This window comes from Bradyrhizobium sp. 45, assembly GCF_023073155.1.
GTDB classification, from domain to species: domain Bacteria; phylum Pseudomonadota; class Alphaproteobacteria; order Rhizobiales; family Xanthobacteraceae; genus Bradyrhizobium; species Bradyrhizobium canariense_D.
Genome location: NZ_JADPIX010000154.1, coordinates 384,230 through 398,442 on the forward strand (window position 1 = coordinate 384,230; position 14,213 = coordinate 398,442).

Consider the following 14,213-nt stretch of genomic DNA (forward strand, 5'->3'; position numbering starts at 1 on the left):
TAGTGCGCAATTGCGCACTAGGCCAGGACGACATCGGGGGGCATCGGGGCTATTCCGCTCGCTGAACCCCGATCACGCGGCCTTTCTCGACCGCCAGCGCCAGCTCGCCGCGCTTCAGTTTCAGGGCGGCCTCGCCGAACAGCTCGCGGCGCCAGCCGCGTAGCGCCGGCACGTCGGCCTCGTCGTCGGCCGCAATCTCCTCGAGATCGTCGACGGTCGCAATCACCTTGCTGGCGACCGCATGGCGCTCCGCGGTCATGCGCAGCAACACCTTCAACAGCTCGACGATCGCGGCGCCATTGTTATTGTTGCGCGGCTTTTCCAGCTTCGGCAGCGTGGCGTGATCGCGCGCCAGCCCGCGCTCGACAGCGGCGACGATGTCGGCGCCCCATTTGGATTTCTCAAAACCCTTCGGCACGGAGCGCAGGTTTGCGAGCTTCTCGATCGTGTTCGGCGCATGGGTCGCGATGTCGCTGACGGCCTCGTCGCGCAGCACGCGGCCTCGCGGCACGTCGCGGCTCTGCGCCTCCTGCTCGCGCCAGGCGGCGACCTCCATGAGGACCGCAAGGTCCTTGGGCTTGCGCACCCGCGTCTTGAGCCGTTCCCAGGCGCGCTCGGGATGGAAGTCGTAGGTCTTGGGCGAGGTCAGGACTTCCATCTCGATCGAGACCCATTCGCTGCGCCGGCGCTTTTTAAGGTCGGCATCGAGCGCTGCGAACACGTCGCGCAGATGCGTGACGTCGGACACGGCGTAGTGCATCTGCTCCTTGGTCAGCGGCCGGCGCGACCAGTCGGTGAAGCGGTGGGTCTTGTCCGGGCGGTGTCCGGTGACCTTCTCGACCAGCGCGTCGTAGGCGATGCTGTCGCCGTAGCCGAGCACCATGGCCGCGACCTGGGTATCGAACACCGGGTGCGGGATGATACCCGCCTGGTGCCAGATGATCTCGATGTCCTGGCGGGCGGCGTGGAACACCTTCAACACGCCCTCGTTGCCCATCAGCTCGAAGAACGGCTTGAGGTCGATGCCCTCGGCCAGGGTGTCGATGACGATCGCTTCCTCGGCGCTGGCCATCTGCACCACGCACAGCAGCGGGTAATAGGTGGTCTCGCGCAGGAACTCGGTATCGACGGTAATGACGGGGTGCTTGGCCAGCCGGCTGCAGGCAGCCGCAAGGTCAGCGGTGGTGGTAATCAAATCCATGAACGGCCCATGACAAGTCCATCAGCCGTTCTGCCGAAAGCGCTGTGATGTCAAGGGGCTCGAAGCGAATTCGAGCCTTGCATTTGGAGCGGAATCGCATTTTCCGACGAAAATCCTATTCGTAGCGGACCCGCCGGGAGGGTTTGCGCGCGCAGGGCAGTGCCACCACGACCACGCACATGGCGACCAGCGCCAGCCCCAGGAACTCGAAAACCAACAGATCCACGGCAAAATCCCCCAGCAACATTGCTAAACTTGTCGGGGGCGAATTGAGGGTCTGTTAATTCTCGTGGTTACCGGCGGCGGGTCGGGCCGGATGGTGGACGGGGGGTTAACGGCCGCGGCATGCCATGCAGGCGTCACGGCATCCGGCGTCAGGTCATGAGCTTCGGCAGGGCGGCCGCCAAGGCGTCCACGGCGGCGCGAACTTTCGGCGGCATCCGGGGCGAGCGTGGCCAGAGCGCGTGGCAGTCGTAGAGAAATCCCGGCTGACCGCTCAACAGAGTGACGAGTGTACCGGCGCGTAGGCGTTCGCGGACTAGCCAGTATGGCAGCCAGGCCAGTCCCATCCCCTGTGACGCGGCGTCCGCGATGGCGTCGAGATCGTCGAGCCTGAGCCTTCCCGCCGGCACGATTTCGCTCGGAGGCTGGCCCTCGCGGGGAAACAGCCACGGCCGGACGCGTCCGGAGCGGCGATAGATGATCGCCTGATGCTGGGCAAGATCGTCGAGCGATTTCGGCTTGCCGTTGGCGCGCAAGTACGAGCGCGTGCCGCACACCACCATGCGCTGGCTTGCGATGCGCCGCGTCATCAGGCCGGATTGATCGTGTAGATCGCCGGTCCGGATCGCAAGATCGTAGCGGCCCTCGATGATGTCAGCGATCGGTCGCCGAACGAGAGATCGAGCTCCAGATGGGGATATCGTCGCGCGAGCTTCATCAGCAAGGGGGCGATGCAGTGCCGGCCCAGCAGGGCAGGCATGGTCACGCGGAGCCGGCCACGCGGCTCGGACAATTCGTCGGAAGCGACGGCGTCGGCGGCCACGGCTTCAGCGAGCACAGTGCGGCAGCGCTCGTAGTAGGCTTGGCCTGTCTCGGTCAGGCTCTGGCGCCGTGTGGTGCGGTTGAGGAGGCGGACGCCCAAGCGCTCCTCGAGGAAACGAACGTGCTTGCCGACCATTGGCCCCGACATTTCGAGCGCATCGGCGGCAGCGGCGAACGAGCCTACATCAACCGCCTTGACGAAGACGGCCATGCTGGTCAGGCGGTCCATGATTGCAAACTCCTGGTTTCGACTGTTCACCCCTCTGCACGCTTTATCCGGCGCCGCCCGGTTGGCATAGCTCCATTGAATTCAATTGTTTTGGAGTGTGTTTATGGCGCGCGTCGTTCGCTTCCACAGACATGGTGGCCCCGAGGTGCTGCGCATCGAGACCGTCGACGTCGCGCCGCCAGGGAGGCGCGAGGTGCAGATCAGGGTCAAGGCCCTCGGGCTCAATCGCGCGGAAGCGCTCTTGCGGAAGGGGACCTATATCGAGACCGCGACCTTTCCGTCCGGCCTCGGTCTCGAGGCCGCCGGCATCGTCGAGGCGATCGGCGAAGGCGTGAGCGGCTTCTCGCCGGGCGAGGTCGTCAGCATCGTGCCGCCCGTGTCGATGGTGCGATGGCCGGCTTATGGCGAGCTCGTCACGTTTCCGGCGGAGTTCGTCGTGAAGCACCCGCCCGAGCTCGGCTTCGACGCCGCGGCCGCGGTATGGATGCAATATCTGACGGCGTTCGGCGCTCTGGTCGATATTGCTGGGCTGGAGCGAGGGGAGTCCGTAGTCATCACCGCGGCGTCGAGTAGCGTCGGGCTTGCAGCGATTCAGATCGCGAACCGGATCGGTGCGATCCCGATTGCAGTGACGCGAACCTCGATCAAGCGGCAGGCCCTGCGCGATGCTGGCGCCGCCGACGTCATCGCCTCCGTGGAAGAGGACATCCGGTCACGGCTGCAGGACATTGTCGGCTCAAACGGCGTTCGCGTGGTGTTCGACGCGGTCGGCGGTCCCATATTTGGGCCGCTCACCGCCGCGATGTCGCCGGGTGGCGTTCTCATCGAATATGGCGGCCTGAGCCCAGAGCCAACGCCGTTTCCGCTGGTCAACGTACTGACCAAGAGCCTGACGCTGCGCGGCTATCTCGTGCACGAGATCATCCGCGACCCCGCGCGGCTTGCTAAGGCGAAGACCTTCATCCTCGACGGGCTGCGGGACGGCGCATTGCAACCGATCATCGCCAAAACGTTTCAGTTTGAGGAGATCGTCGAAGCGCATCGCTTTCTGGAGTCAAACGAGCAGTTCGGCAAGATCGTGGTAACGATCTGAGCGAATGATCGTCTTGAACAAACGATTTCGGCACCCCCGCATCTGGATTATGCCTTCGGCTCGTCCACGTGCGCACCGAGCTTGCCTCACGTCCCGCAGAACGTCTGCAGCACCCGCTGCTCCGGCAGCGGCGGATCGGCGTAGGCTGCATAGTCCGGCTGGCCCTCGAACGGTTTAGCCAGCACCTTCACGAATTCCTCGAACGGCGTGTAGTCGTCATCGTTGACCGCGGCCTGGATCACGGCCTCGACGCGGTGGTTGCGCGGGATGAACATCGGGTTGACGGCGTGCATGGCGGCTTGCCGTTCGGCTGCGGTTTGCGGCTCCAGCGCCGTGCGCTCGTGCCAGCGCCTGGCCCACTCGTCGAACGCCGCGGGGTCCATGAATTGCGCGCGTGCATCGTCAGCAGCCGGATCGCCAGCGGCGTCGCCGAGTTTGCGGAAGGTGAGGGTGAAGTCGGCCTGGTTCTTGGCCATGGCGTCCAGCAGGTCCTGGATCAGCGCGTCGTCGCCGTCGCGCTCCGTGAACAGGCCGATTTTCTTGCGCAGGCCCGCCTGATAGGCGTCGCTGAACGTGTCGGAGAAGGCGCCAAGAATGTCTTGGGCCTCGGCGACCGCCTTTTCCTGATCGTCGGAAAACAGCGGCAGCAGGCATTCGGCAAGCCGGGTCAGATTCCACAGCGCGATGCGCGGCTGGTTGGCATAGGCGTAGCGGCCCATCTCGTCGATCGAGGAAAACACTTGCGACGGATTGTAGGCGTCCATGAAGGCGCACGGACCGTAATCGATGGTCTCGCCTGAAATCGATGAGTTGTCGGTGTTCATCACGCCGTGAATGAAGCCGACCAGCAGCCAGCGTGCGACCAGATCGGCCTGGCGTGCGACGACGCCACCGAGCAGCGCGTGATAGGGCCGCTCGGCGCCGAGCAGCTCCGGATAGTGCCTGGCGATGACGTGGTCGGCGAGCCGGCGAATGGCATCGGTGTCGCGGCGGACGGCGAAGAACTGGAAGGTGCCGACGCGGATATGGCTCGAGGCGACGCGGGTCAGCACCGCGCCGGGCAGCGCGGTCTCGCGGATGACGTGCTCGCCGGTGACGGCGGCAGCGAGTGAGCGCGTGGTGGGGATGCCCAATGCGAACATCGCCTCGCTGACGATGTATTCGCGCAGCACCGGCCCGAGCGCGGCACGGCCGTCGCCGCGGCGGGAGAATGGGGTGGGACCGGAGCCCTTGAGCTGGATGTCGCGGCGGATGCCGTCCTTGTCGATGACCTCGCCGAGCAGGACCGCCCGTCCGTCGCCCAGCTGCGGTACGAATTGCCCGAACTGGTGGCCGGCATAGGCCATGGCGATCGGATCGGCGCCGGCGGGAACCGTCTTGCCGGCCAGGATTTCGGCGCCCTCAGGGGTTTCCAGCACATCAGGATCCAGCCCGAGCTGGACCGCCAGCGGCCGGTTCAGCTTGATCAGCCGGGGCGCTGCCACCGGCGTCGGTGCGACCCGGGCGAAAAAGCTGTCCGGCAGCGCCGAATAGGAGTTCTGGAACGGGAAATGGACTGTCATGGCCTCAAGATAGGCGTGGAACGCCTGATGGCAAAGGCTTGAGCCGAGATTGGGCAAAAATGGCCACTTCCAGCCGAAAACGGGCCGTTCCCTTGGTTGCCGCCCCCGTCCTGCCGAGGTAAACCCTGCCGCAACTTTGAACCTGCCGTTTCGGCGGTTCGATTCGATCCTCCGACATTGAATTTAGGACGACCATGCATCGCTACCGGTCACATACATGCGGCGCGCTCCGCGAGAGCAACATCGGCGAGACGGTCCGCCTTTCAGGCTGGGTCCATCGCGTTCGCGACCATGGCGGCGTGCTGTTCATCGACCTGCGCGACCATTACGGCCTGACCCAGTGCGTGGTCGATCCGGACTCGCCGGCGTTCTCGCAGGCCGAAAAGCTGCGTTCGGAATTCGTGGTGCGGATGGACGGTAAGGCCCGTCGCCGCCCCGAAGGCACCGACAATGACGATCTGCCGACTGGCAAGATCGAGATCTATGTCAGCGAGATCGAGGTGCTGGGCCCGGCCGGCGACCTGCCGCTGCCGGTGTTCGGCGACCAGGAATATCCTGAAGACATCCGCCTGAAGTACCGCTTCCTCGATCTGCGTCGCGAGAAGCTGCACCAGAACATCATGACGCGCGTCGAAATCATCAAGTCGATGCGCAGGCGCATGGAGGGGCAGGGCTTCTTCGAGTTCAACACGCCGATCCTGACCGCGTCCTCGCCGGAGGGCGCGCGCGACTTCCTGGTGCCGTCGCGCATTCATCCCGGCAAGTTCTATGCCCTGCCGCAGGCGCCGCAGCAGTACAAGCAGCTCTTGATGATGTCGGGCTTCGATCGCTACTTCCAGATCGCGCCCTGCTTCCGCGACGAGGATCCACGCGCGGATCGTCTGCCGGGCGAGTTCTACCAGCTCGACGTCGAGATGAGCTTTGTCACGCAGGACGATGTCTTCGCCGCGATGGAGCCTGTCATCACGGGTGTGTTCGAGGAGTTTGCCAAGGGCAAGCCGGTGACCAAGGGCTGGCGCCGGATTCCGTTCGCGGAAGCCTTGCGCAAATACGGCAGCGACAAGCCGGACCTGCGCAACCCGATCGAGATGCAGGACGTCTCCGAACACTTCCGCGGCTCCGGCTTCAAGGTGTTCGCGCGCATGTTGGAGGACCCCAAGAACCAGGTCTGGGCGATCCCGGCGCCGGGTGGCGGCTCGCGCGCCTTCTGCGACCGCATGAACTCCTGGGCGCAGGGCGAAGGTCAGCCCGGCCTCGGCTACATCATGTGGCGCGAGGGCGGCGAAGGTGCCGGTCCGCTTGCCAACAACATCGGTGCTGAGCGCACCGCCGCGATCCGCGCGCAGATCGGCGTGAAGGAAGGCGACGCCGCCTTCTTCGTCGCCGGCGATCCCGACAAGTTCTGGAAATTTTCAGGGTTGGCCCGCAACAAGGTCGGCGAGGAGTTGAACCTCACCGACAAGGAGCGGTTCGAGCTGGCCTGGATCGTCGACTTCCCGATGTACGAGTACAACGACGAGGACAAGAAGGTCGACTTCTCGCACAACCCGTTCTCGATGCCGCAGGGCGGTCTCGATGCCTTGAAGGGCCAGGACCCGCTGACCATCAAGGCGTTCCAGTACGACATCACCTGCAACGGCTACGAGATCGCCTCGGGTGGCATCCGCAACCACGTGCCGGAAGCGATGGTGAAGGCGTTCGAGATCGCCGGCTATGGCGAGCAGGAAGTCGTCGATCGCTTCGGCGGCATGTACCGCGCCTTCCAGTACGGCGCCCCGCCGCATGGCGGCATGGCCGCCGGTGTCGACCGCATCGTCATGCTCTTGTGCGGCACCAACAATCTGCGCGAGGTCTCGCTGTTCCCGATGAACCAGCAGGCCATGGACCTCCTGATGGGCGCACCGTCGGAGCCCAGCCCCAAGCAGCTCCGCGAGCTGCACGTGAAGGTGAGCCTGCCGCAGAAGTGAGGCTGTCTCCACAGCGTCATTGCGAGCGAAGCGAAGCAATCCAGAATCTTTCCGCGGAGAGACTCTGGATTGCTTCGCTTCGCTCGCAATGACGGGGAGGGATTTTCGCCGGTCCAACTGCCATCCCCGCGCGCAGCGTCGTTCCCTACAGCCCCGTCGACGCCTCGATCCTGAACTGCGCAAGCGCGCTCTGTGGGTCGGTTTGCAAGAGCTGCATCAATTGCATCAGCGGTGCCTTGGCGCGCGGGGACAGCATGATGGAAAGCGTCTGGCCCGGCGTCTCGACGAAGCGGGCGATCGCGTCCACGGCCGCGTTCGCATCCGGATTGGCGGAAGCAACTTGCTCGCGTTTAGCCTTGATGCTCTCGACGAGCGCCTGGCGTGCGGTATCGCGGCTGACATTCTGCATGCGCGCGAACTGCGCCGCGACGAAATCGATGACGCCGCTGTCGCGCAATGAGAATTCGAGCGTGCCCGCCTCGATCCGGGCCGCCTGGCCCATGAGCTGGGCCGGATCGGCCGAAAACACCTCGCGTGGTACGTTGCCGAGCGCCATACGCAGTTGCGCTCTTGCGTTGCCTCCGATGTCGAGGGTCGCGGGCGTCAGAGCGAAGCTGTTGGACTGTTCGGTCCAGGCAGCGCCGAGATCGAGGTCGATAGCGAGCTTGTCGATCCCGCTGGCAATCAATGGAAGCTGTTTTGGACCGGATGGATCGGCTGGCGTGACAAATTTGGCAACCACATGCGCCTTGCTCGGGATCGAGCCGACCAGCTGCCCCCAGTCCAGGCTCAGTGTGTCGATCATGACCAGCTTATTGGTGGTCTTGAACGGCGCCGTCACGCCCTTGATCTCCGCGCCTGCGAGCACGCCGAACAGCCCGAGCATCTGATCCGGCGAGGGCGCCCGCCCGGCAGTGGTGAGGCTTGCTGCCCAGCGCATCAAACTCGCCGTGCTGAAGGACTTCAGCGCAAAGCGCTCCATCTTGAACTGTCCCTGCGGAGACGGCGCGTCGACGCCTTCGACCGCGAACTCGCCGTCGCGAAATCGGATGGCACCAACCGTGGCCGTTCCTTGCGGCGTGCCGACCGACATCTTGCCGATTTCGGCCTTACCGATGCGAAGACCCTCATAAACTCCGGCGAGCTTCTCCAGCAGCTCGCGTGCCTGCGCCGGAGTCGGCGGGGCCGATTGATCCCGTGGCAGCGCGGCAAATATCTCAGCCAGCCGGAATTTCGACGGCTGGACGGCGATGTCTTCCATGGTGAACCCGTCGACATCCACTCGCATCCCCTGTGCCGATTTGAGCGCATAGGGGCCCGTCGAGACCTGCCGATAGACCCGGCGATAGCTGTCGTCGCTGGCCGTCTGCGGATCGAGCGCGGCGATGATCGCGGTCGCGTCGAAATCGTTGACGATGATGTTCGACGATTCACCCGTCAGCTTGTCCGTCTTGCCGGGTTGCTTCACGTCGACCGAGATCACGGCGCGGTCCGACTTCATCCCGTCGATCTTGCCGTGCTTTAGGTTCTGGATCGCCAGTCCGGAATAGGTGACCTCGCCGCTGCCGGCCGGCGCGGGAATCGAAGCTGATCGTGAGGGTCGGAGCCGTGAGCGACGATGCAGCGACACTCGCATATTGGCCGAGCACGTAGCGGTACATATCGACCAGCGAGCTGTCCGCCGGCACCTGACCCGCCTGAACAGGACCGGCATAGTCGCGCATGACCAGGTGCGGGATCTTGTACGCGACCTTCAGCTTGGCAGCGCCGATCTGGTCCAGCGTAACCTCGAGCCCGGTGATGTCGACGGCGTCGGCCGAGATCCTTGTTTCGTCGATCTGGCGAACGCCCGTGCCCTTGATGGCGGCGATCCTGATCTGCGCCTGCGGTGCCTTGCCCGGCGTAACCGCGATGTCCTCGATCGTGATGGTGCGCGTGGGCAGATCGAAGGCGATCTTGCCGTAGCTAGCCTTGCCGCCTTGCTTGCGGATTTGCTCGAACGCGGTCTCCACCTCGGCGGTGACGCGATGTTTTGCGTAGAAGCTGAAGCCCAACCATCCGCCCGCGGCCACCACGGCCACGACGATGAAGCCGATCAGGATTCGCTTCATTCCCAGCTCCAGTTGCTCGCGTTGCAGCACGCAACCTGCCATATTCGCAAAGCAACGCGCGGTCCAGGGAAAGCGAGCGCTATCAGATATTTGACCGCGCGCCCTGTTGATGGGGCCGCAATCGGATGTTGCCACCGGGCCGCCCGACGTGCTTCATCCCGTTTCCATGACCCGGAAATACCACCCGAAGGCGGGCCGGTCAGGACAACGTAGTTTGAGGCCGGTAACGCGAGGCAAGACACCGCATGTCGTCCTATTCTGATGATCTCCACCAGGCGGCGCTGGCCTATCATCGGCTGCCGCGCCCCGGAAAGCTCGAGATCCAGGCGAGCAAGCCGCTCGCCAACCAGCGCGACCTCGCGCTGGCCTATTCCCCCGGCGTCGCCGCCGCCTGCATGGAGATCGCCAAGAACCCCGCGGAAGCGGCGACGCTGACGATACGCTCCAATCTGGTTGCCGTGGTTTCGAACGGCACCGCCGTGCTCGGCCTCGGCAATATCGGCCCGCTGGCCTCGAAGCCGGTGATGGAGGGCAAGGCGGTCCTGTTCAAGAAATTCGCCGGCATTGACGTGTTCGACATTGAGATCGCGGCCGACACCATCGAACGCGTGGTCGAGACCGTGGCCGCGCTCGAGCCGACCTTCGGCGGCATCAATCTCGAGGACATCCGCGGACCGGAATGCTTCGAGATCGAGGCGCAGCTCAAGGATCGCATGAAGATCCCGGTCTTTCACGACGACCAGCACGGCACCGCGATCATCGTCGCCGCCGCGATCACCAACGGTCTGCGCCTGAACGGCAAGAACCTGTCGGACGTCAAGATCGTGGCATCGGGGGCAGGGGCCGCAGCGCTTGCGACACTGAACCTGCTGGTGTCGATGGGGGCGCAGCGCAAGAACATCTGGGTCTGCGACATCGACGGCCTTGTTCACGAAGGCCGCAACACCACGATGGACCGCTGGAAGGCGGTCTATGCGCAGAAGACCGACAAGCGCACGCTCGCCGACGTCATCGGCGGCGCCGACATCTTTATCGGCCTCTCCGCACCGGGCGTGCTCAAGCCCGAGATGGCCAAGGCGATGGGCGACAAGCCGCTCATCATGGCGCTCGCGAATCCGACGCCGGAGATCATGCCGGAGGAGGCGCGCAAAGCCCGTCCCGACGCCATGATCTGCACTGGCCGCTCCGACTATCCGAACCAGGTCAACAACGTCCTGTGCTTTCCCTTCATCTTCCGTGGCGCGCTCGATGTCGGCGCCACCGCGATCAACGAGGAGATGAAGCACGCCGCCGTCGAGGCCATCGCGCAGCTCGCGCGCGAGGCGCCGTCCGATGCGGTCGCGCAAGGCTTCGATACCGGCGAGACGCAAGGGTTTGGCCCGGGCTCGCTGATCCCGAGTCCCTTTGATCCGAGATTGATCCTGCGCATCGCGCCGGCGGTGGCGAAGGCCGCGATGGAATCGGGCGTTGCGACCCGGCCCATCACCAATTTCGACGAGTACACCGCGTTGCTCGAGCGCTTCGCCTTCCGCTCCGGCCTCGTCATGAAGCCGATGTTCGCCAAGGCCAAGACCCAACCGGTGCGCGTGATCTACGCCGAAGGCGAGGATGAGCGCGTGCTGCGCGCCACCCAGGTGGTGCTGGAAGAGAAGCTGGCGATGCCGATCCTGGTCGGACGTCCGTCGGTGGTCGAGGCCCGCATCGAGCGCTTCGGCCTGTCTATCAAGGCCGGCAGGGACTTCGACCTGGTCAATCCCGAAGACGATCCGCGCTACCGCTCCTACGTGCAGTCCTATGGCGAGGTCGCCGGCCGCCGCGGCGTGACGCCGGATGCGGCGCGCACGGTGGTGCGCACCAACAACACCGTCATCGCGGCGCTCGCGGTGGTGCGCGGAGAGGCGGACGCCATGCTCTGCGGTGTCGAGGGCCGCTACATGAGCCATCTGCGCCATGTTCGCGAGATCGTCGGGTTCACCCCGGGAATCAGCGACTATGCGGCGCTGGCGCTGCTGATCACGAGCAAGGGCGCCTTCTTCATCGCCGACACCCAGGTGCGGCCCAATCCGAGCGCCGAAGAGCTCGCCGAGATCGCCTCGCTCGCGGCGGTCCACGTCCAACGCTTCAACATCAAGCCGAAGATCGCCTTCGTCTCGCATTCGGATTTCGGCAGCTACGACACGGAATCCTCGCGCAAGATGCGCCGGGCAACCCAGCTCCTGAAGGAGAAGCATCCGGAACTCGAGGCCGACGGCGAGATGCAAGGCGACACCGCGCTCTCGGCCGCCGCGCGCAAGATGGTGCTGCCGCACTCCAAGCTCGAGGGCGAAGCCAACATCATGATCATGCCAAGCCTCGACACCGCCAACGTCGCCTATCAGATGATCAAGTCGCTGGCGGACGCGCTCTCCGTCGGGCCGATCCTGATCGGCCCGGCGCGCCCGGCTCACATCCTCACCCCGTCGGTAACGGCGCGCGGCATCCTCAACATGACCGCAGTGGCTGTGGTGGAAGCGCAGGAGCGCGCGTCGCGGCAGCAGCCGACGTTGTTTACGTAGGCCGTGCGTGGCCTTCCCCTCTCCCCTTGTGAGAGAGGGTGGCTCGCCGCGGAGCGGCGAGACGGGTGAGGGGTTGCTTCCGCGCGCACATTTCTCACGGTTGAATTTGCAGAGCGAGACCCCTCATCCGGCGCTTCGCGCCACCTTCTCCCGCGAGGAGAGAAGGTGCAGTGCCGGGCCACCAACTTTGAATTGCTCGCAGTCAGCCATTTCCCCGTTTGTAAACCGGCGAATGTATCTTCATAATCGCGAAGTGCTTTCGCGAGAATTCAAAAGCCTGAGCAAAGAGGCCGATCATGCCAGCGTTCGTGACTTTCGGGCGGATCCTGTTCGCCGTGCTGTTCATCTACACGGGTGCGGCAAGACTGTTTGCCATGCAGGCGACCGTTGATTTCATCGCCGCCAAGGTCGTGATGCCCGACATGATCGCGCCTTACGCCAAGCAGATCGAGACGGCGACGGCCATGACCACGCCGCAACTGCTGGCGATCGCAGTCGGCGTGCTCGAGATCATCGCAGGCGTGATGATCGCGCTGAATTTCGGCGCGCGCTTCTTCGCGATGCTGATGATTATCTATGTCGCGGTCGCGACCTTCCTGTTCTACGACTTCTGGAACCAGGTGCCGCCTGACAACGGCAAGATGCTGGTCGACGCGCTCAAGAACCTGTCGATCATCGGCGCCCTGTTCATGATCATGGGCTACGGGCGCGCCACGCGTCCGGCCGAGGCGGCCTACGGGGACGTATAAAGGTTAAGCCACTACGTCCTGCGCCATGGCGTCACCGTCACGTCATGCGCGGCGTCGAGCAGATACGGCGCGCCCGGCTTCATCCCGTGTGAGGCCAGCACCTCCTGAGGCGTGCGCCCCGGTACTTCGACAAAACAGCCCTCGCCGCCGGGCAGCCGAAGGTGCGGGGCTTCCGACAGCCAGAACGTATCGTAGCGATCCATGAACATGTCGAACACGACGGGGCCGCCGATGATTGCGATGGTGCCGGAAGCGACATCGGCGAACGCACAGGCGTCCTCAAAGCTGGCGTGAGCCGGATTCCACAAGGTCGCGTTCGGCATCTCGGGATCGACGGTCAGAGTCTGGATCTTGCGGGTCAGGATCAGGCGCTTGCGCTTGGGTGAATTCGGCTGCTGCTCATGCGAGTGACGGCCGTGCACGATCAGCGCGGCGCGATCGAGCGCCTGCTCGAAGAACAGCTTGTCGCCTTCGAACTTCAGGCTGTCGGGCATGACATGCTCCGCGTCGGCGAGCATGCCGTCCGCGGAGACGATGACGTAGCCTTCGATGCGAAAGGACAATGGCGCGGCTATTCGGAGACCGTCGTCACGACGCTGTTGACTGGCCGGTTGCTCACCGTCGGCAGCTTGACGTCCTTGAGCAGCTCCTGGTCGTATTCCGGCAGCGTCGAGGCCGGGAACTTGGCGCGCATCGCCACCACCTTGTAACCGCCAGCCTTCAGGCGCTTGAGCAATTCGGGCAGGGCTTCCGCAGTGTGCTTCTGGAAGTCGTGCATCAGGATGATGCCCTTGCCCTTGCTGTCGAGCTTCTTCATGACGGTCTCGACCACCTTCTCGGGCTTCGAGGCCTTGAAGTCGAAGGAGTCGATGTCGCAGGAGAAAATCGCCGTGTTGCGGTTGCCGAGATAGGTGACCATCTCCGGCGGATGCTGGAGCGCCGGGAAGCGGAAGAAAGGCGAGGGCGAAATGCCGCCGAGCGCCCATTTCACCGCGGAAAGACCCTTCTCGATCTCTTCCTTGCGCTGCGCTTCCGTGAGCTTCTTGTTGTTGAGGTTGGCGTGCGACCAGGTGTGGGTGCCCACGGTATGGCCGGCCGCGTAGACCTGCTTCAGGATCTCCGGCTCGTAGGTCGCGTGCTTGCCGATCGAGAAGAAGATGCCGGTGGTGCACTCGTCGGCGAGCGCCTTCAGCACCGCGGGCGTGTTCTTGGGCCAGGGGCCGTCGTCGAAGGTCAGCACTACCTCGTGGTCGCGCAGGAAATCGAGCTCCTTGAAATGCTCGAAGCCGAAGCCAGGACCGCCCGTGGTGTCGATCTCGACGGTGCGGGCGACCCCAAGCGCGCCCGGCGTGTTGCAGGCTGCGCGGGCGGGCTGCGGCGCCTGCTTAGGCGGCGGAGGATTGACGAAGCCCGCCGGCGCGGCGGCTGCTGCAGGAGCGGGTGCGGGAGCTGCAGCGGGCGCAGCCGCAGCCGGTGTTGCCGCCGGTGCGGCCTGCGTCGCGGCGGCGGGCTTTGCAGCCGGGGTCTGCGACCATGCCGCGCCCGTCATCGCCAGAGACATCGCGCTTGCCAATATCAGTCCTGCCGCCACACGCATGGTGTTGTCCTCGAGATTGATCCCGTTGTTCCGCCGCGGCTTTTCGCCTTCGGCAAAACCATCCTGCCCATAACAATCCTAGCCTAGATGGTGGGCCCTCGCCAT

General features: G+C 64.6%; 10 protein-coding genes and 1 pseudogene. 4 read left to right on the top strand and 7 right to left on the bottom strand.

All coding sequences use genetic code 11. The features are described 5' to 3' along the window. Positions 1–49 precede the first annotated feature (49 nt). The 3 genes and pseudogenes from rnd to IVB42_RS38985 form a co-directional block, all read right to left on the bottom strand. Entirely contained in the window at positions 50–1,201 is a 1,152-nt protein-coding gene (gene rnd / locus IVB42_RS38980; protein ID WP_018456286.1) for a ribonuclease D, read from the bottom strand. A 115-nt stretch (positions 1,202–1,316) separates the two neighbouring features. Further along, on the bottom strand, positions 1,317–1,448 hold the full coding sequence (locus IVB42_RS42120) for a hypothetical protein (RefSeq protein ID WP_018456287.1): 132 nt from the start codon (positions 1,446–1,448) through the stop codon (positions 1,317–1,319). 127 nt (positions 1,449–1,575) lie between these two features. Beyond that, positions 1,576–2,474 (bottom strand): annotated as a pseudogene (locus IVB42_RS38985) (LysR family transcriptional regulator). A gap of 103 nt (positions 2,475–2,577) precedes the next feature. Between IVB42_RS38985 and IVB42_RS38990 the strand changes: the two are divergent. Next, a complete protein-coding gene (locus IVB42_RS38990) occupies positions 2,578–3,567 on the top strand; it encodes a zinc-dependent alcohol dehydrogenase family protein (protein WP_204511006.1) in 990 nt (329 codons plus the stop codon). Positions 3,568–3,653: 86 nt separating this feature from the next. Here IVB42_RS38990 and IVB42_RS38995 read toward each other — a convergent pair whose 3' ends face one another. After that, positions 3,654–5,129 carry a protein adenylyltransferase SelO gene (locus IVB42_RS38995; protein WP_247396265.1) on the bottom strand — a complete coding sequence of 492 codons (1,476 nt, stop codon included), beginning with the start codon at positions 5,127–5,129 and terminating at the stop codon, positions 3,654–3,656. Positions 5,130–5,323: 194 nt separating this feature from the next. Between IVB42_RS38995 and aspS the strand changes: the two genes are divergently transcribed. Next, complete coding sequence (gene aspS / locus IVB42_RS39000; RefSeq protein ID WP_085352954.1) at positions 5,324–7,096, top strand: aspartate--tRNA ligase; 1,773 nt, start codon at positions 5,324–5,326, stop codon at positions 7,094–7,096. 145 nt (positions 7,097–7,241) lie between these two features. Here aspS and IVB42_RS39005 read toward each other — a convergent pair whose 3' ends face one another. Next, positions 7,242–8,810, bottom strand: coding sequence for a hypothetical protein (locus tag IVB42_RS39005; RefSeq protein ID WP_346659277.1), 1,569 nt, complete (start codon positions 8,808–8,810; stop codon positions 7,242–7,244). A 642-nt stretch (positions 8,811–9,452) separates the two neighbouring features. Here IVB42_RS39005 and IVB42_RS39010 point away from each other — a divergent pair. Both IVB42_RS39010 and IVB42_RS39015 read left to right on the top strand, forming a co-directional pair. Further along, the gene (locus tag IVB42_RS39010; RefSeq protein ID WP_247396264.1) at positions 9,453–11,762 is read left to right on the top strand and encodes an NADP-dependent malic enzyme; all 2,310 of its coding nucleotides are present in this window, start codon (positions 9,453–9,455) and stop codon (positions 11,760–11,762) included. Positions 11,763–12,058: 296 nt separating this feature from the next. Next, entirely contained in the window at positions 12,059–12,511 is a 453-nt protein-coding gene (locus IVB42_RS39015) for a DoxX family membrane protein (protein ID WP_018456294.1), read from the top strand. A gap of 11 nt (positions 12,512–12,522) precedes the next feature. Here IVB42_RS39015 and IVB42_RS39020 read toward each other — a convergent pair whose 3' ends face one another. Both IVB42_RS39020 and IVB42_RS39025 read right to left on the bottom strand, forming a co-directional pair. Further along, complete coding sequence (locus IVB42_RS39020; protein ID WP_247396261.1) at positions 12,523–13,074, bottom strand: dihydrofolate reductase; 552 nt, start codon at positions 13,072–13,074, stop codon at positions 12,523–12,525. A gap of 8 nt (positions 13,075–13,082) precedes the next feature. Continuing rightward, positions 13,083–14,108: a polysaccharide deacetylase family protein gene (locus IVB42_RS39025; RefSeq protein ID WP_247368337.1), complete on the bottom strand. Its 1,026-nt coding sequence runs from the start codon at positions 14,106–14,108 to the stop codon at positions 13,083–13,085. Positions 14,109–14,213: the final 105 nt, after the last annotated feature.